This is a genomic window from Pseudomonas sp. YeP6b (assembly GCF_025642995.1).
Lineage (GTDB): Bacteria > Pseudomonadota > Gammaproteobacteria > Pseudomonadales > Pseudomonadaceae > Aquipseudomonas.
In genome coordinates, this window is sequence record NZ_CP080090.1 from 4,704,304 (window position 1) to 4,721,068 (window position 16,765).

Annotated in this window: 18 protein-coding genes and 1 pseudogene; 9 read left to right on the forward strand and 10 right to left on the reverse strand. The window is 56.6% G+C overall.

Annotated features, from left to right (window positions below; translation table 11 throughout):
• Nucleotide 1: 1 nt before the first annotated feature.
• Nucleotides 2–412, reverse strand: a pseudogene (locus KZH41_RS21150) (transposase); the annotation flags it as partial.
• 273 nt (nt 413–685) lie between these two features.
• On the opposite strand from KZH41_RS21150, the gene KZH41_RS21155 reads away from it, so the two are divergent.
• Nucleotides 686–1,309, forward strand: a complete 624-nt coding sequence (locus tag KZH41_RS21155) for an SMI1/KNR4 family protein (protein WP_263273644.1) — start codon at nt 686–688, stop codon at nt 1,307–1,309.
• A gap of 40 nt (nt 1,310–1,349) precedes the next feature.
• Here KZH41_RS21155 and KZH41_RS21160 read toward each other — a convergent pair whose 3' ends face one another.
• Nucleotides 1,350–1,910, reverse strand: a complete 561-nt coding sequence (locus KZH41_RS21160; protein ID WP_094949827.1) for a hypothetical protein — start codon at nt 1,908–1,910, stop codon at nt 1,350–1,352.
• Between the two features lie 238 nt (nt 1,911–2,148).
• Here KZH41_RS21160 and KZH41_RS21165 point away from each other — a divergent pair, with 238 nt between their 5' ends.
• The 4 genes from KZH41_RS21165 to KZH41_RS21180 all read left to right on the forward strand — a co-directional run bounded on the left by KZH41_RS21165 (nt 2,149) and on the right by KZH41_RS21180 (nt 4,739).
• Entirely contained in the window at nt 2,149–2,628 is a 480-nt protein-coding gene (locus tag KZH41_RS21165; protein WP_094949828.1) for a DUF6882 domain-containing protein, read from the forward strand.
• A 269-nt stretch (nt 2,629–2,897) separates the two neighbouring features.
• Nucleotides 2,898–3,461 carry an NADAR family protein gene (locus KZH41_RS21170; protein ID WP_263273645.1) on the forward strand — a complete coding sequence of 188 codons (564 nt, stop codon included), beginning with the start codon at nt 2,898–2,900 and terminating at the stop codon, nt 3,459–3,461.
• Between the two features lie 314 nt (nt 3,462–3,775).
• Nucleotides 3,776–4,216, forward strand: a complete 441-nt coding sequence (locus tag KZH41_RS21175; RefSeq protein WP_263273646.1) for a hypothetical protein — start codon at nt 3,776–3,778, stop codon at nt 4,214–4,216.
• 100 nt (nt 4,217–4,316) lie between these two features.
• Nucleotides 4,317–4,739: a hypothetical protein gene (locus KZH41_RS21180; RefSeq protein ID WP_263273647.1), complete on the forward strand. Its 423-nt coding sequence runs from the start codon at nt 4,317–4,319 to the stop codon at nt 4,737–4,739.
• A gap of 211 nt (nt 4,740–4,950) precedes the next feature.
• Here the strand turns inward: KZH41_RS21180 and KZH41_RS21185 are convergent, their stop codons facing one another.
• Together KZH41_RS21185 and KZH41_RS21190 are read right to left on the reverse strand one after the other, a co-directional pair.
• Entirely contained in the window at nt 4,951–5,403 is a 453-nt protein-coding gene (locus KZH41_RS21185; protein WP_263273648.1) for a hypothetical protein, read from the reverse strand.
• A 536-nt stretch (nt 5,404–5,939) separates the two neighbouring features.
• Entirely contained in the window at nt 5,940–7,595 is a 1,656-nt protein-coding gene (locus KZH41_RS21190) for a methyl-accepting chemotaxis protein (protein ID WP_263273649.1), read from the reverse strand.
• Between the two features lie 739 nt (nt 7,596–8,334).
• On the opposite strand from KZH41_RS21190, the gene KZH41_RS21195 reads away from it, so the two are divergent.
• The 3 genes from KZH41_RS21195 (at nt 8,335) to KZH41_RS21205 (ending at nt 10,938) form a co-directional block, all read left to right on the forward strand.
• Nucleotides 8,335–9,375, forward strand: a complete 1,041-nt coding sequence (locus KZH41_RS21195; RefSeq protein ID WP_242151451.1) for an alpha/beta hydrolase family protein — start codon at nt 8,335–8,337, stop codon at nt 9,373–9,375.
• An 89-nt stretch (nt 9,376–9,464) separates the two neighbouring features.
• A complete protein-coding gene (locus KZH41_RS21200) occupies nt 9,465–9,710 on the forward strand; it encodes a helix-turn-helix domain-containing protein (RefSeq protein WP_083357646.1) in 246 nt (81 codons plus the stop codon).
• Complete coding sequence (locus tag KZH41_RS21205) at nt 9,703–10,938, forward strand: type II toxin-antitoxin system HipA family toxin (RefSeq protein WP_263273650.1); 1,236 nt, start codon at nt 9,703–9,705, stop codon at nt 10,936–10,938. Before KZH41_RS21200 ends, KZH41_RS21205 begins: the two co-directional genes overlap by 8 nt.
• A gap of 16 nt (nt 10,939–10,954) precedes the next feature.
• Here KZH41_RS21205 and KZH41_RS21210 read toward each other — a convergent pair whose 3' ends face one another.
• From KZH41_RS21210 to KZH41_RS21225, 4 genes are all read right to left on the reverse strand, one after another.
• A complete protein-coding gene (locus KZH41_RS21210; RefSeq protein ID WP_242151454.1) occupies nt 10,955–12,178 on the reverse strand; it encodes an amidohydrolase family protein in 1,224 nt (407 codons plus the stop codon).
• Nucleotides 12,179–12,247: 69 nt separating this feature from the next.
• Nucleotides 12,248–12,487, reverse strand: coding sequence for a DUF2790 domain-containing protein (locus KZH41_RS21215; protein ID WP_094949844.1), 240 nt, complete (start codon nt 12,485–12,487; stop codon nt 12,248–12,250).
• A 77-nt stretch (nt 12,488–12,564) separates the two neighbouring features.
• The gene (gene cynS, locus KZH41_RS21220; protein ID WP_094949845.1) at nt 12,565–13,035 is read right to left on the reverse strand and encodes a cyanase; all 471 of its coding nucleotides are present in this window, start codon (nt 13,033–13,035) and stop codon (nt 12,565–12,567) included.
• Nucleotides 13,036–13,064: 29 nt separating this feature from the next.
• Nucleotides 13,065–13,706 (reverse strand): carbonic anhydrase, encoded by a 642-nt coding sequence (locus KZH41_RS21225; protein ID WP_094949846.1) that lies wholly within the window; start codon nt 13,704–13,706, stop codon nt 13,065–13,067.
• Between the two features lie 111 nt (nt 13,707–13,817).
• On the opposite strand from KZH41_RS21225, the gene cynR reads away from it, so the two are divergent.
• Nucleotides 13,818–14,696: a transcriptional regulator CynR gene (gene cynR / locus KZH41_RS21230; RefSeq protein WP_094949892.1), complete on the forward strand. Its 879-nt coding sequence runs from the start codon at nt 13,818–13,820 to the stop codon at nt 14,694–14,696.
• Here cynR and KZH41_RS21235 read toward each other — a convergent pair.
• Nucleotides 14,693–16,075, reverse strand: coding sequence for an FAD-binding oxidoreductase (locus KZH41_RS21235; RefSeq protein ID WP_094949893.1), 1,383 nt, complete (start codon nt 16,073–16,075; stop codon nt 14,693–14,695). The two genes, cynR and KZH41_RS21235, sit on opposite strands and share 4 nt — an antisense overlap.
• Nucleotides 16,076–16,107: 32 nt before the next feature.
• Nucleotides 16,108–16,749, reverse strand: a complete 642-nt coding sequence (locus KZH41_RS21240) for a YebB family permuted papain-like enzyme (RefSeq protein WP_094949847.1) — start codon at nt 16,747–16,749, stop codon at nt 16,108–16,110.
• Nucleotides 16,750–16,765: the final 16 nt, after the last annotated feature.

The window sequence follows — 16,765 nt, forward strand, 5'->3', positions numbered from 1 at the left end:
TTTCTCCAAACAATCCCAAGTGCTGACACAGCACAACGAACTGGCGACAGACGCCGCGGATGACCTTGCTGTTGTCTTTTCGGAAGTTGGCGATGGTCTTGAAATCGGGTATCAAACGCCCGGTCAGCCACATCAACTCGACGTTGCGTTGGGCTTCTCGTTCCAGGCGCCGGCTCGACTGAATGCGGTTCAGATAGCCGTAGCTATAGATCTTCAGCAGAATAGCGGGATGGTAAGCTGGCCTGCCAGTATCTACCGGTATGGCGCCTTCAAAACCCAGTTTGACCAGGTCAAGTTCATCGACAAAAACGTCGACTACGCGCACCGGATTGGTATCCGTGACGTAATCGTCGAGGCTCTCTGGAAGGAAGGTGCTTTGGCCTCGATGCTCTCCTTGGATAAAGCGCTTCATGGGCGATCCTTGCGATGAAATCCTCAAAAATCATAGCAAGGGTTCGCGAAAGCGTTTTTACACACTCTGGGCCGTAAGCTGCCAGTCGCGAACGACTGCTAATCTGCGGCCTGTAACGTGGGTAGCAAAAGGAAGATTTACATCGCCAAGGACATTCAACATATCAAGCATCGCCCGCCCCGCCCTGCCCTTCAACAGCCCCTGCTGGAAGGGGTTCTTATGCTGACGGTATTTATTTCCCGATGATTTTTACTAAGGTTTTGCGAGCCCTCAATGACTGACTACCGTGGATTGATCTTTGACGACACTCGAGAGGGCGCATCCGACCCTGCCATCTCGCAACTGGAGGCCCAACTCGGTGCCCGCCTGCCGGACGATTACCGGCAGTTTCTCAAGGTCTGCAACGGCGGCACCGTGGATTACGATGTGCTCGCCACTATGAGCAATGGCGAAGAGGAGTTGCTGAGCTTTTCGCTGTATGGGCTGCAGCCCGGCGAAACGTATGAATCCAACCCTTTTGAACTGGAGCAACTGCGCAAGCAACCTGGTTTCCCGGCTACGGGGTTGCTGCCAATCGGCCGCGATGGCGGTGCGAGCATCTTGCTGCTTGACCTGCGCGACGGTCGCCAGGACGTAGGCGCGATGGTCGCGGGTTTACCCGCATGGACGGGGCGCCGACAGCAAGGCGATGAATACGTGGTGTTGGCGGATACCTTCAATGCCTATCTGGACGCGCTGCACCTGTCGCAGGAACGGATCGCGGAACATATCAATCACTTCGTCATCAGCGCGGATACGATTGAGGCGACATTGGCGTGGCTGGATCAAGGCAGCCCGGGTTGGCGCGAGCGGTATCGGGACGTCTGGAATGCACGGGTTGTGGACAGGCCGATTTGATACCGGCCGTGCGGGCGAAGCGAGCGATTTGAACCCCCTATTAATGGGCTGCGCATTGACCTTCTTGAAGGAAATCCTTTAGCGCGGCCTGATAAATAGTTAAGGGTTGATTGTCGGTGTTGAGCATCGCAAATGGAATCATAGTGATATGTGAAAATGTCGTCGAGCTGATTGAATAGGTTTTTTGCCTGCAAACGCCCTGATTGTTAATAAGCGTGAAGTCAAACTTAAACAGTTTGGGTCGTGTACACCAACTGGGAATCAGGCCGAGACTTAGTCCGGTCAAGTACTCTTGCCCACACGCACCGCCGGATGAAAACTCCGAGATTTTTATTTGCAGTGCAGGGAGCTTCGCTGCTACCACGCTCGTGCTGTTGTCTTTTGCCGTTGGGATAATTGCTTGCGTCACTTCGTAAGCGCCCTTTCCAAAGCGACTGTTTTTCCAGGGGGTATCCACTTCATAAGTAAAGCTGGAGATCATTTCCTTTTTTGCGGATTCAACATGCTCGCTGATAATCGGCTTGGACGCGTATGACGTACAGCCAGAACAGACAATGACACTGCTGAAGACAGCCAAACCGAAAGTACTTACACGACGCATCTTGAGTTTTCCCTAACTATTAATTAATCGACATCGCTGTGGCCTAGCTTCCATCGACACCCCTACGTTTTCAATCAGCCGAAAAGGCGAGCCTGCAAACACGACACCGGTACGCAAGAAAATGGCAGCGATTGATGCACACTAACCGTGCACTCGGTGCGTGTCCACGGCCTGCTATTGACCCAGGCCCTGACAAACCACACGCTTAAAGTCTGAATGGATACCCAAGGAGGAACCGATGTCAGAACACACTTTTGAAAGCTTGCGGGAAACAGCCATGGCGGCGTTGATGATCAAGCAGGAGCAGCTCCATCGCGATTATGGGCTCGGCGACATGGCTCGCTGGTGGCTGGATCAGGAAACCGCGACTGTCCAATTCTTCGATGAAGGCAACCGGTTGGCCGTCGAAGCGCAGATCATCAACATCGGCTCCTTTGCATCCAGAAACTCCAGCTGGATGTGGGCCTGGAGCAACCCCACGGTGCCCACTGCGCTTCGTGAAAAAGCCTTGCCGCTCAAGCAACTGCAAACACTCCCGGGGGCCGAATGCTTTGGCGCGGAAGAGGCGATCCCCCTCGACGATGAGGCCATGGCCTGGGAACTGGCCGCTGTCGCGGTTCACAACCTGAACGCACTGGGTTGCTATCGCGCGCCTACGCCACCTGATGGGCCAACTATTTTTCTGGCCATCACTGAGCTGAAGCTCATCAGCCACTGATCAGGTTTGGGGGATAGCAGCCACCGTGGGTGGCTGCTTCCGGCCAGAATAGGTCAAACATATCGCTGTTTAATTTACATGCGAGAACCCGAGACTGAATTTGTCAGCCGAAGACCTACTAAGGTTTACGCGATGGTGTCGCTAAGGGTGTGTTTGCGAAGAGTTGCGCGGATGCGTCAATCTGTGGACGTTCGATCTACCAAGCTTCGTGGTTGCCTTGGTCAGCACAGTAGCTGTAACTTCGATCTTCAGTTAGCGAGGATTTCTCATTGAACGACTCTGACCATCTGAAAGAACTGTGCGCCCGCTTCAACTCTGGAGAAGATCTGAGTTTTACGTTTTTCTGGGGGCACCAGCGCAGCAAAAATGTCGTCACCGCGTCGTGCTTCAGCCAATGGTTCGAGGCCGGGTTTATTGTCGAAGGGCAACATTACCCGACAGCCGAACACTTCATGATGGCCGAGAAGGCCGCCTTGTTCGACGATCAGGAAATTCGTGCGCAGGTGCTCCACGCCCCTACGCCTAATGCCGCCAAAGCACTTGGCCGCAACGTGCGCGGATTCAATGATAAGGTTTGGCTGCAACACCGATACGACATCGTCGTTCGAGCGAACCAGGCCAAGTTCTCTCAGAATCCGCAGTTGAACGAATACCTTCTACAAACCGGTTCGCGCGTTATTGTCGAAGCCAGCCCGGTTGATAGCATCTGGGGTATAGGGCTCGCACAGGACAACGCAGATGCGAACAATCCGAATCTGTGGAAAGGCTTGAATCTGCTGGGGTTTGCGCTGATGCAGGTGCGGGACGGGACTAGTATGCCAGCCCCAAGGTAGTGTTCTGACCTTACTCACGAAAAACGCAAAAGCCTTGGCGAACGCCAGGGCTTATTTTATGCGGCTTTATTAAGACAGCGCGTCAGTCAACAAAGGCTGAGTCGCCCGAGTTTTCGTCGATACCTTCGAGCGGCTACTTTTGGCCTGTTTCGGCTTTTCGCGAGAGACAGAAAACGACCCAGAGGTGCCTGTCAGCACAGGCAGACATCGGCCAATTGCTGCCTCTCGCCATCGTCCATTCTGGTTGGCAGTGTATCCTGCTCGTCAGGCCGTGCTTATGTGCGTTCAGCAATCCGGACAGTCAAAGTTTCAAGGTGGAAAAAATGCTCTCACATCGGACGGTAGCCTTCCTTGACGAGCAGGCGGACTCATCGCACCTCGTTTATCCTGAAGGAGGTTTGTTGTTCAGCTACCAATATGCCTACAAGCGAGCGCATTGCTGCCTGAACGGGGACATGCGGAATGCTTTGTATAACGTTGGTCTGAATAAGTATTCCGAAATAACTGAACAGGCAGCGAACGACTTAGCTCGTTTTTTTCAGCGTGCTCTTGGAGTTTACACTAAGGACACACCGACAGACTGCACTGTCCTAGCCGCCTGTAATTTGATCGATTATTTGAAGGAAGACCTACAGCACGACTTGGTTGAGTTTGTTATGGAGGACGGTGACTACGACATGACAGCTACATTCGAGATGGCAAGCAGATCACGAAATGACTATTCAAGGCTGGAGTTGTTCTGGTCTGTCGATTGACCGCATTTGGTCGTCGACCGCCGTTCATGAAAGACAGCCTTCGGCCAAGATCCGCCAGTCGACGTCCCTTAAATAAGCGCTAAGCAAGGTAAATTTCGCGATGAAAAGCTGGATAGCTAATACGAAAATTAATGCACTGTTAGGGGCTAGCTCTCAAAAATTTGATGGCGTGAAGGTTAGGCGGATCCTTATAGAATACTGCGACAGGTATCAAAAGATTTATCCTTTTGAAATTCTGGAAGAGCCACTTGAATTTCTGAAAAACAATGTAGATTCAGATAGTAAATATAGGGAGATGCGAGCGCTGCTTAGGGTTGCCGCTGAAGAATACTGCATTAGTTTAAACGAGATAGCCGATGCCCTTCTTGACCTGATAGACATTCGTGTCCTTACTACGGACCAAGCAAAAAAAATTATCAACCACGTTTTCGAAGCTTTTTCCTGCAATGAAAGCCCCGAAGATTTCATCCCAAGAGAGGATGCCTATTTGTGCAAAAATCTATTTGCGATTACCTCCAGCTAGCAAATGGTTGAAACCTCTAGCCTTGCTCACAATGACGGGCCCAATTGGCGTGACTAGATACTCGCCTCGGGACATTTTTGGGGCTTTGAGGACTGGCCGCTTTTGGCTGTTTACTGCCTGTGCTGATCGGCAGCTTTGGGTCGAAAGCAGCTTTTCATGATCGGCAGCTATTGGCCGACAGACGTCTATCATGACAGGCAGAAACCGCTAGTTAGGAGCCATTTGGTGTGGCGTGTAAGAATTTACCGCCTTTAGCTTCAACTGCCGAGCGAACTGCCGCAGCATCTGATGTCGAGCCGATAAATGCAAGTTGCAACTTAGGGAGCATGCTTGATGTGTTACTTAAGGCTGCAATAGCTGAGTTGGCTGCAAAAGAACTATTGGTTCCTGAGATGGCGACACGAACATCAGCTTTGCTTGCAGAGGCAATTATTTGGTGGATGTTTGAAACAATTGGAGATTCTAAACCTGCACTTCCGATAAGCGCGGATGCCATAGCTCCGGAAATGCCGTTATTCGCTGCGGGAACCCAAACTAAATTGAATTTTTGTTGCTCAAATAAAATTGCCGCAGATTGTGCAGCTTGCTGTGGCGATTGACTCCCAATTGTAGCGCATCCTACTAATACAAATAACAAAATTGTGAATACCGCGAAAAGTTTCATAATTGCTCCTGAATATTTATTAGGCGACGGTTCTGTCGCGAAATTGCTGAGTGTATGTTGTATAACTTTCCATCGCTACACATAACCTGTTGTTCATCATAAAAGGTGATTTTGTAAGCGCGACAATACAGCGTAAGAGCGCGACAGGCTGGGCGCATCATTACTGATGCATTAGTAGACTGCCCACCGTCTGCTTTGGGCCCGACCTACACGTCGCACCAAGCCTTATCTGTCGCCTTACTCCTGAGTTATGCGACGACTCATTCGGGCCTGATGGCAAAGGCATTTCGATGTCGCGTTGGTGCGGATTCGCTGGGCCGTTTGCTTTCCTTCGTGAGGGGCAGGAATCGGCCAGAAGCGGGCTAGACATCCTGTTAATCGTGGTCTACCCCCCAATACCTACGGCCTGCTAGTAGTAAGGTGTGTTGCCGTTTCACTCGCTGTTGTTGCAGGACTCGGACCATTACCTGCGTCCTGCGCCTAACCGGGGGCCATTTCTCGCAGCAACGCGGCTCGCGATGAAACGGCAACAGCCCCTAGAGCTGAAAGCGCGAAATGTTCTCTCGCAATGTCACGCTGGTGCGTGCCAGCCCTTCGCTTTCCTGCTGAGCGCTGCGGAAGGCTGCAGCGGATTGCTCGGCGCTTTCGCTGACGGTCACGATGCCCCGGCTGATCTGCTCGGCAACGGTACTCTGCTGCTCGGCGGCAGCGGCGATTTGGTGGTTCATGCCGTTGATCCGCTCGATCATGGTGACGATCGTGCTTACCGCGTCACCGGCCTCGGTAACGCCGGACACCGACTGCGCACTGGAGCGCTTGCAGCGTTGCATATGCTGCGAGGTCTCGTCGGCAATTTTCTGCAGACTGGCGATCAGTCCCTCAATCTCTGAGGTGGCCTTCTGGGTACGCTTTGCCAGGCTGCGCACCTCGTCGGCTACCACCGCGAAGCCGCGTCCGGCCTCGCCAGCACGGGCAGCTTCGATGGCTGCATTGAGGGCCAGCAGGTTGGTCTGGTCGGCCACCGACTTGATCACTTCAAGTACGCCGCCGATATTGCCGGTTTCATCCTTCAACCGGACCATGGCCATGTTGGACTGTTCGATTGTCTCGGCCAGCTCGCCGATCATGTTGACGGCATCTTTGGCCTTCTGCTGGCTGTGCAGGGCCGCGCTATCGGCCTCGCTGGCGGCACTGGCGGCGGATTCGGCATTGCGCGCGACATCCTGCACGGTGGCGGCCATTTGGTGAACGGCGGTGACGATCTGCTCGACCTCGCACTGTGCCATGGCCACGCTTTCGGCGTTTCTCAGGCTCGATTGGCTAAGCTCCTGGCTGGAATCGGCCACGGTCTGTGAGGACAGGTTTATGCCCTTGGTCATGTCCCGCAGGTTCTCCTGCATGCTCAGCAGGGCGGCCATGATGCTGGCTTGTGGTGGCTCAATCGTGCGCTCGCTAACGCGCAGATCGCCCTGGGCAACCCGTTGGGCGAGCTGGTTGAGCTCACTCGGTTCGGCACCCAGCGCGCGCAGCAGGTTGCGGCTGATGAGGTAGCCCAGTACCGCTGCTAGTAAGACGGCTAGCGCAGTAATGGCGAGCAGCAGGTTGCGTTGTGATAGATAGTGCGCGTCATTTTCGCTGACCTGCAGGTCTGCCTTCTGGTTGGTGTAGCGCAGGTATTCGCCAATTGCCTGGGTCAGCTCGGCCAGTAATGGTGTGCACTGCTCGCTGACCATGCGCAGGGCCTCGTCGTTTTCACCCTTGAACAGGTGTTCGGCAATGGTGTGCGCTACTGGTTCGTAGCGGCTCTCGACCTGCTCGATGGTTGAGAACAGTTCACGTGCTTTGGGCGACACATCATCATGGCTATCAATTGCCTGGCGTAGCGCGGCGAGGCTGCTGGCCACCATTTGTTCGTTGACGGCAATCGCACCCCGCTGCTGTCCTCTCGCGGTGACATTGCTGTTCAAGGCGATGTTACGCAGGGCAATCGCGCGCTGGGCGGCGGCGTCGTTTAGTGTGTTGGCCAGGCGGGTGCGTGCATCAATGCCATTAACGTAGCGAGAAAAGTCCTTATTGCTGTTAGCCAGGGCGTACAGCGAGATAGCGGCGATCAGCAACATAAACGCGAGCAGGCTGGCATAGCCGGCATAGAGAGTGGTCCGTGTAGAGAGCCGGGGAGTGTGCGATGGCATGGTGTACCTGCGTAATGGGAGGAACAATTTAGGGACACCTGCAAGGGTATGTATTCGCCCTTGGTCCGCATCCTGCGCAGGTATTCTTTGTTCGACAGCAACGAGTAGCGACGTTATATCCTGGCTAGCCGAAACTTGTACAAGCATTTATTCTTGTACAAGTCTTGTACAACTATATTGATGCGATGTCTTTATGACATCACTCAATCCCGATGAACGGTCAGTAACCTCCGATTTCTGGCAAGCGCCAGAAATAGAGGCCTGGCTATCGGGCTGACGACTGTTTGGCGGCGATACAGCCCAAGGCCATCTTGGGGCCGATAGAATCCTGCGAACGCTGTAAAAATGCGTAGCGCTATTTCTGTACAGGTATTTTGTAGGGGGGTGAGCTAGGGCGCGCTAATTGTGAGCATGCGCTGCGCTAGTGGCAGTTGCCGTTTCATCGCGAGCCGCGTTGCTGCGAGAAATGGCTCCCGGTTATGGGGGGCGAGCTCATTCTCGGATCTCCATGCGAGATGGCGGCGCAGGTTTGCCCAACGTTCGGCGAGGGGGTTATGCAAATGGCGAGCGACGGCGTTGACTGCCCCACTTGCGGGACATTCATGCCGGCTGGCCGAGCATGAGAGGGACTAGCGGACTGATCGACATGAACGTCTGATTGGTCGATTTTGCCAGCTTATCAGCCGCCGATAGGATTTTAGGTAATGATGCGCCACCAAATTCAAGGAAGATAACAACAATGAAAACCGCTTCCCGCGCCCTGTTCCTGCTCTGCCTTTCCACGCCCGCCTTCGCCGCCGAAAGCCCGGTCGGGTTCAAAACCGCCACGCTGCCCGATGCCCAGAACCACCGCCCTCTGGAGCTGGTCGTCTGGTACCCCGCCACCACCACTGCCAAACCCGAGCTGATCGCCGACAACACGGTGTTCATCGGCGCCCTCGGCGTGCCCGATGCTGCGCCAGCTGCCGGTGAGCATCCGCTGGTGGTGCTGTCCCACGGCCACGGCGGCAATTGGGGTAAACAGGTGTGGCTGGCCAGCGCATTGGCGCACAAGGGTTACATCGTGGCGGCGGTCAACCACCCTGGCACCACCACCAAAGACCGCAGCCCGCACGCTGCCGCACAGTTATGGCAACGCCCGGCCGACCTGAGCCGCGCTATCGACGCGGTACTGGCTCAGCCGAAGCAGTTTGGCGCGGTCGCGAACCACCAGATTGCTGCCGTGGGCCACTCCCTGGGTGGCTGGACCGTGATGGAAATCGCCGGGGCGCGTTTCGACCCTGACCTGTTCAGCAAGGACTGCGCCAAACACCCGAAGTTGGGCGGCTGCATTGGCTACCAGAAGATGAACCCCGCCGGCACGCCAGTTGGCAAGGCCCAACTGGCCGCTGACTTGCGCGATAAGCGCGTCACCGCAGTTGTGTCACTGGACCTGGGCCTGTCGCGCGGCTTCACCAGTGCCAGCCTGGGCGTACTGCCAGTGCCGGCGCTGGTGATCGCGGGGGGTGTGCCAACGGAGGATATGTCGCCGGAATTGGAGTCTGCCGACATGGTCAAGCGGCTGCCAAAAGCTTCGACGCAGTACGTGGAGATAGGCGACGCCACGCACTTCAGCTTTATGTCGATCTGCAAGCCGGGAGGTATGACGTTGATTGAAGAGAGCTCGCCCGGCGATGGCATGATTTGCCGGGATGGTGAAGGGGCTCGGCCACGGGCGGTGATTCAGCAGCAGGTGGTGGAGCTGATTACTGGGTTTCTGGGGCGGACAGCACCTAAGTAAAAGAAAGGGCTACTCAAGACAAAACGTATCGTATACGACGCAGAAATAGCTTAAAACTTAAAAATGCACTGTATAGGATGCAAAATGATATGGACGACTTAGGTCTCCTGATCAAAAACCTACGCAAGGCGGCTGGCCTTTCACAAAGCCAGCTCGCGCAACGGCACGGTATGAGTCGCTCTACCATCTCAGGAATCGAGAACAACACCATTCCTGAAGTGGGCATTCGCAAGGTGGCTGCGATTCTCGAGGGTTTGGGTTACGAGCTGACCGCGATCCCTAAGCGTCGACGTAAAACGCTCGACGAACTGAAAGTAGGAAGCGTCCATGATTAGGCAAAGTGACCGGCTCTATATTGGCGCTGGTGGCGTGGCAGCTGGGACACTCGGGCGCAACGAAGAAAAACCGCGCGATTCGGTGTTCTCGTACAACGAGACCGTAGCCGAAAAGGACGCGGTCTCTTTGACAATGCCCGTGCGCTTGGAGAGCTACAACTGGGCGTATGGAATCCATCCCCTGTTTGAGATGCACATTCCCGAGGGGCACCTCAAGGCCGAGCTTGTGCGGCGTTTCAGCAAATCAGTGCGTGGCTTTGACGACTTCGCCTTACTGGGTATCGTCGGTCCACACCAGTTGGGTCGTATCAGCGTTACCCATGTTGCCGGTAACAAATCGCTGCCCGAGATCAAGCTCTCTGAACTCTTGGTCTTTGACGGAGCAAAGGATCTGTTCGACGACCTGATGAAAACTTACGCCGCCTACTCCGGTGTTTCAGGGGTTCAACCGAAGGTACTGGTGCGCGACGTTGACGATGCGGATCCCGACGTTGCCCGCCTCCCCCACCGTGGCGCTACGCATCTAGTGAAAGCGTTCAATGATTCAGACTTTGCGCAACTGGCAGCCAATGAGTTTTTTTGTATGCGCGCGGCACTTCACACAGGCCTTGAAGTGCCTGAATGCCAGCTTAGTCAGCACGGTAAATTTTTGGTGGTGAAACGGTTCGACATCAGTGATACCGCCTACCTCGGGTTCGAAGACATGTGCGTGCTATCGGGATGGGGAACGAGTAAGAAGTACGACGGTAGCTATCAGGGCTGCGCGAAACTGATCAAGGCTTATGTCTCCCCTTCGCGGGTGACCAAGGCGTTAGAGGACTTCTTCATGATGGTGGCACTGTCTGCAGGCATCCAAAATGGTGACGGACACCTTAAGAATTTCGGCCTGCTGTATGAGAATTGTGCCGAAGACGCAGATGTTTGGCTCGCACCAGCTTACGACCTAGTGACGACTACTGTGTACCAGGTCAACGACATTATGAGTCTGTTGCTCGGCGGCTCGAAGGCTTGGCCAAAACGCAAGATGCTGGTGCAGTTCGGGCGCAGCGCGTGCAATTTAACCGAAGCCCGCTGCACTGAGTTGCTCCACCGAGTGCACAGTGGCATGAACCGCGCGATGGTGGAGCTTTCGGATTATGGAAGTACCCATCCGGCGTTTGAGGCAGTGGGAGAAAAAATGCTCGCTGCTTGGGCCGCTGGACTGGCGAGGAGTATTGAGCCGGAGTGATTTGCCTGCCACATCGTCAGAACACCACCGAACGCTGACAAACCGACGTCGCCACAACCTTCCCACGTTTAAGCACCATCAACCGCGCCGGCAAGTCGAGAATCACATCACCCACCGAGCGCGTATCCAGCAACACCAAATCAGCAGCCTTACCCGGCGCCAACCCATAATCCTGCAGCCTCAGCGCTTTCGCCGGACTCGTGGTGAGCATCGACAACACCGTGGCCTGGTCATCCGCCCCGCCCAGGTGGCAGGCAGGAATTGCCAGTTGCGCAATGTTGAGCAAATCGCCGGTGCCAAACGGGGTAAACGCGTTGCGGATGTTGTTGGTGGCCAGGCACACATTCACGCCGCCATCGCGCAGTGCTCGCACCGGCGTCAGGGTGCGGCGCACGTTATGGTCGTCGCCGCGCGCACCGAGGTGCAAGTCGGTGGCGGGCAGGCACATGACGCTGATTCCGGCCTCGCGAATCAGGGCAATGATCTCGCGCTGTTTGTGCGGCGGCACGGCGCCCAGGCTGGTCAGGTGGCCGACACACACGCGCCCTTGATAGCCTTCCTCGAGGGTCTTGCGCGCGAGGTATTCAATGCTCATGTGGTCGGCGTTGTCGGCGAAGTCCTGATGGAAGTCGATGTCCTTGCCGTAGCGCTTGGCCAGGTTAAATACGTAGTCGATGTGTTCATGCGCTGAGTTATCGTTGTAGGGAATGCCGCCCACTACATCGGCGCCTTTTTCCATGGCCTCGACCATCATTGCCTGCATGCCCGGCAGTTTCAGGATTCCTTCCTGTGGGAAGGCGACCACCTGGATGTCGATGACGTCGCACAACCTGTCGCGCAACTCCAGTACCACATCAAAGCCGGTGAAGCCTTGCACCGGGTCAAACTCGGCGTGAGCGCGTACGTGGGTGGTGCCGGACTGCACCAGTGCACGCAGTACTTGGGTGGAACGCTCAAGAATGTCGTCACGGGTCAGTGTGGGTTTGAGTTCGGCGGTGACCGCTATCGCCTCCTTTAATGTGCCGGAACGATTGGCCTTGCGGTGCATAACATTGGCTTTTTCCAGGTGCAGGTGCCCTTCGACAAACCCCGGGATCAGCACGTTGCCGTGGCCTTGAATTTCCTGCTGGGCGTGCGCTGAAATGTGCGGCGCAATCTCGATGATTTTGCCGCTGTGCACCGCCACATCCATCAGTGGTTGTGCGTCGTCGATGCGTACGTTACGAAAGATTAAATCCATGACGATGGCCCTCAATGTTGCTGCCCTCAGGCACAGCGGGCGCAACGGTAGAAAACAACAATGGGTGGCTCAACCGTTTGAGCAGCCGTTACCCATCACGTGGTACTCAAGAATGTGCCGCTGGCCCTTGGAGTCTTCGTAGGTCATACGCACGGGCACCACGGCGCAGACGTCCGCAACGTCGCTGGTGGAAATGACGTGGGCGATGTCCAGGTGCTGGGCATAGCTGTATTGCTCGACCGGCAGTGGCTCGTCGGCCATCGCCGCAGCGGAAAACACGCCGAATATCAGTACAAGTAACCCTTTCATGTTCAGATGACCTCTTCCAAATCTGCAGGAAAGTGGAACCCGGCAGCTGTGCAGCGCCGGGCCCATTAGTAGCGTGATCAGAACGGTTTGGTCGGCAGGTACTTGCCATCCAGGGTGATCACTGCGCGGGAGCCGCCGTCCGGGTCATCGACCTTCTTGATGTCCAGTTTGAAGTTGATGGCGCTGATGATGCCGTCGCCAAATTTCTCGTGAACCAGGGCCTTGAGCGTGGTGCCGTAGACCTGAATCATTTCGTAGAAACGGTAGATGGTCGGGTCGGTCGGGATACCGTTGCCGATGCTGCCGCGCACCGGAATGCTTTGCAGCAGGAGCACGGCATCAGCGTCGAGGCCCAGGGTGTCGGCAACCACTTGGGCGGCGTTGGCCGGCAGTGGGTGCTGGCCAAGCAAGGCGGCGGTGACGAAAGCTTCGTGCAGGCCGGTGCCTTCGGCGATCTGGGCGAACGACAGGTCTTTGCGGGCCTTGGCCAGGAGGATGACGTCGGCCAGGGCAAGGCGAGTGTTTTGGCTGATTTGTGACTGGATCATGGTGGTATCTCCGTGGGTAAAAATAAGGGTTAGTGCGAAACAGCGCGTACAGTTGGGTTGTCGGCCAGCGGCACGAACTTGCCGGTGCGGCCATCGAAGGCCTGGATGCAGCCGCTTTCGATGTCGTAAACCCAGCCATGCAGCGTTACGCGCTTTTCTTCGAGTGCAAGGCGCACTGAGGGATGCGTTTGGATATTGGCCAACTGAGCGATGACGTTTTCGCGCACCATCGAGGCGACCTTGGCGGGCTGGTCAACATGCTTGCGGGCCTCATTAACTACCCGGCCCGAATCGGCGTAGCGCAACCAGCCGGCCACGGCGGGCATGTGGTCCAGGCATTTGCAGGTGGCGATGGCAGTCATGGCGCCGCAGTCGGAATGCCCGCAGATCACGATGTCACTGACTTGCAAAGCGGCGACGGCGTATTCCACCGAGGCCGACACGCCGCCCGGCTCAGGGCCGTAGGACGGCACGATGTTGCCGGCGTTGCGAATGACGAACAGGTCGCCCGGCTCGCGCTGCGTGACCAGCTCTGGCACCAGCCGGCTGTCGGAGCAAGAAATGAACAGCGCCCGTGGGCTCTGCTGGTTGGCCAGGTCTTTAAACAGGCCGGCACGCTCGGGGAAGGCGCTGCGTTGAAATTTCAGGAAACCGTCGATGATGTCTTGCATGGGTGACTCCATTGGTTCGCGATGCGATGAAGCAAAGGTTACGGAGCTGGTGCAATAAGGTAAAAGTCTCATATATGATCAATAGCATTAGATAATCTTATGGGTTCAACCATGCTGGCACGACATATCCAATACTTCCTTGCGGTCGCGGAACATCAGGGCTTCACCAAGGCGGCGACGGCCCTGCATGTCTCGCAGCCGGCGCTGTCGCAGCAAGTGCGGCAGCTGGAAGAGAGCCTCGGCGCACAGTTGTTTGATCGCTCAGGACGCAAGACGCGCCTGACCGATGCCGGGGAGGTTTACCTACGCTATGCGCTGCGGGCGGCGCAGGAACTGCAGGAAGGCAAGCGTGCGATCCATGACGTGGGCGATTTGAGCCGGGGAACGCTGCGGATTGCAGTAACGCCGACCTTCACCACTTATCTGGTTGGGCCGCTGGTGGAAGCCTTTCACCAGCGCTACCCGAACATCACGCTGAACGTGCGTGAGGTCGCCCAGGAGCAGATGGAGAACCAACTGCTGGCCGACGAACTGGACGTGGGTATTGCGTTTGATGAGGTGCATGCGCAAGACATCGAGACCTTTCCCCTGCTGGTCGAAACCCTTGCGCTGGTAGTCGGTCAACAGCACCCACTGGCGGGGGAGCGGGCCATTGGGCTGGAGGCGCTGAATGGCGAATCATTGATTTTACTGAGCAAGGAATTCGCCACCCGCGAGCAAATCGACCGCTACTGCAACCAACACGGCATCCGCCCGCGCGTGGTGATGGAGGCCAATGTGATCAGTGCGTTGATTGAGGTGGTGCGCAGGACCACGCTGTCGACCTTACTTCCGGCCGCCATTGCGCGGGCGCATCCAGAGTTGGTGGCCGTTGAGTTGGGGCCGCAGCGGTTAGAGCGCACTGCGGTGTTGATGCAGCGCAAAGGGGTTTATCAGTCTGCGGCTGCACGGGCGTTTATGGACGTAGCGAAGCACGTGGCGGGAGCCTAGGAATATTTATCCCAGAGCTTGTTTCGAAATCGTTTGCCTGGGTCCAATTGCGCCTTGAGTGCGAACAGGCGCCGGGCGTTCGGGTAGGCGCGTGAGAATTGCTCCGGCGTCGCATGCAGCTGGTACGGCAGATAGTAGGTTCCGCCTAGCGACAGCGCGGCGTCGATAAGCTCACGTGTCCACACGCCGACTTCCTCGCGGTCTGCCACGCCAACGCGTTGCCAGTAATAGAGTACGAACGAAAACACCTCTTCACGCGCCCAAGACAGACACGATTGCGTATCACTCGGCGCGTGCCGGATGGAGATATTGACGGCATTCACGGCGTGCGCCCGCAGGATGCCAGCCATCAACGGTACGAACGCCTGGAGTTGGGCGACGGGAACAAAATACTCCTGCAACGCATAGGTGCTGGTGCGGGTTGCGATAGGCCCCAGTGAGGCGACGTCCGCACTGGCCTCATAATTGCGCCGTACCACCGGATGGCTGAGATAGCGCAGGGGATCGACCACGTCCTTGCGGATCAATGGGCCGCCGGGAAGCTTTGCCACACTCCACATCACGGCCTCATCAAACTTGTACGATTGCCCCGGCGCGACTAACCGGTCTGCGACTGTCGGCGCTTTGTCGGTGGCGCACCAGGTGACGCAAGTGGCCCGGTCAAAGAAAGGCGGCGCCAAATCGGCGTTGTGCAAAATAGCCTGGGCGTTACCACGGACGTGGTCATTGAAAAACGTCGGGTAATCGGCAATTGGCAGTCGGCGCACCTGACGCTCCATGGCGACGTTGGGTACAAGGTCCAATTCGACTTCGGTGATCACGCCCAACGCGCCGTAGCCACCGATCGCGGCGTAGAACACGTCGGCGCTGGTGCTGCGGGAAGCTTCGATTACCGAGCCGTCCGCCAGCACCAGTTGCAGGCAACGTACCGAATTGATCAGCGGGCCGGCGCCGACATAACGCCCATGCGCATTGACAGACAACGACCCGCCGACGGTGAAGTTGGCATAGCTCTGCATTATTTTTACCGAGAGATCATGCGGGTCGATGACCGACTGTAAATCGCGCCAGCGCATGCCTGCTTGCACCCGTATCACCTTGTTCCCAGGCGAGAACCGGACCACCCGATTGAACCTTCGCATATCGAGGTGCAGGCAGCCCTCGGTGGCAATCTGTCCGCCCATGCTGTAGCGCCCACCGCCCATACTGACGGGCCCTGCCCCTTCGGCAAGCGCCTGGCGAATCTCCTGCGTCGTACGCGGGGTGAGCACACCGTTAACCCATATCGGGTTAAGCAGCGTCACATCGTTAATCAGCTCACCTGAAGGTGTGGCCGCTATCGCCCAAGGTGATAGCGCACTGGCTGCGATACCGACCATGCCGGCGTGAAGCAGCTCGCGCCGTGTGCACTTCACCGGGCCCACCGCTTCGCCTCAGGTTGCGCCGCTGCGTGAGCATGCCCGGGTGCGTCGACAATGACGTGCACCTGCGAACTGCGCAGCACGCTCGCCGGCGTCACGGTACGCCGCTGCCACGGAATGCGGCCCAGGTACCAGAAACGCCAGAAGACCAGCCTCGGGTCGGAATTTTGTTGCAGTAACGTCGCGAACGTCTCCACCTCTCCCACCTGAATGTCGGTCGCTTCATAAATAACGTCACGAACAAAGCGCGAACAGAACTGGCGTCGCGAGCTGATGTTGAAGCCGGTGTCGTAGAACGTGCCCATGCGCCGAAGCGCTGCGCTGACCAGCGCACTGCGATGCTGGTTGCTGAGCGCAGCGGTCAGCCGCGCAACGGCATAACGGCCGTGCTCGGAGCGTTGCAGGAAGCGTGTCAGTGGCGTGGTTCGCGCGAAGGGAAACGTACTTTCCGCAATCAATGGATCGTCGCCACGGTTGTCGACGACGATGCCCACGTGGTTAGTCCATGAGTTCGTGGCGCTGGCGACTTCCAGGAACGGTCGGGCGGTTACGCGGATGAAAACCAGGTCTCCAATCTGCAAATTACCCACGGGCGTGCTGGCCGGTGTGATCACTCCATTGTCTACAGGCATGCTGACCTCCTTTTTG

Coding starts and splice junctions, on each gene's coding strand:
- KZH41_RS21155 (WP_263273644.1), top strand. CDS start 686: ATGACTGACTACCGTGGATTGATCTTTGACGACACTCGAGAGGGCGCA.
- KZH41_RS21160 (WP_094949827.1), bottom strand. CDS start 1,910: ATGCGTCGTGTAAGTACTTTCGGTTTGGCTGTCTTCAGCAGTGTCATT.
- KZH41_RS21165 (WP_094949828.1), top strand. CDS start 2,149: ATGTCAGAACACACTTTTGAAAGCTTGCGGGAAACAGCCATGGCGGCG.
- KZH41_RS21180 (WP_263273647.1), top strand. CDS start 4,317: ATGAAAAGCTGGATAGCTAATACGAAAATTAATGCACTGTTAGGGGCT.
- KZH41_RS21185 (WP_263273648.1), bottom strand. CDS start 5,403: ATGAAACTTTTCGCGGTATTCACAATTTTGTTATTTGTATTAGTAGGA.
- KZH41_RS21190 (WP_263273649.1), bottom strand. CDS start 7,595: ATGCCATCGCACACTCCCCGGCTCTCTACACGGACCACTCTCTATGCC.
- KZH41_RS21195 (WP_242151451.1), top strand. CDS start 8,335: ATGAAAACCGCTTCCCGCGCCCTGTTCCTGCTCTGCCTTTCCACGCCC.
- KZH41_RS21200 (WP_083357646.1), top strand. CDS start 9,465: ATGGACGACTTAGGTCTCCTGATCAAAAACCTACGCAAGGCGGCTGGC.
- KZH41_RS21205 (WP_263273650.1), top strand. CDS start 9,703: ATGATTAGGCAAAGTGACCGGCTCTATATTGGCGCTGGTGGCGTGGCA.
- KZH41_RS21210 (WP_242151454.1), bottom strand. CDS start 12,178: ATGGATTTAATCTTTCGTAACGTACGCATCGACGACGCACAACCACTG.
- KZH41_RS21215 (WP_094949844.1), bottom strand. CDS start 12,487: ATGAAAGGGTTACTTGTACTGATATTCGGCGTGTTTTCCGCTGCGGCG.
- cynS (WP_094949845.1), bottom strand. CDS start 13,035: ATGATCCAGTCACAAATCAGCCAAAACACTCGCCTTGCCCTGGCCGAC.
- KZH41_RS21225 (WP_094949846.1), bottom strand. CDS start 13,706: ATGCAAGACATCATCGACGGTTTCCTGAAATTTCAACGCAGCGCCTTC.
- cynR (WP_094949892.1), top strand. CDS start 13,818: ATGCTGGCACGACATATCCAATACTTCCTTGCGGTCGCGGAACATCAG.
- KZH41_RS21235 (WP_094949893.1), bottom strand. CDS start 16,075: ATGGTCGGTATCGCAGCCAGTGCGCTATCACCTTGGGCGATAGCGGCC.
- KZH41_RS21240 (WP_094949847.1), bottom strand. CDS start 16,749: ATGCCTGTAGACAATGGAGTGATCACACCGGCCAGCACGCCCGTGGGT.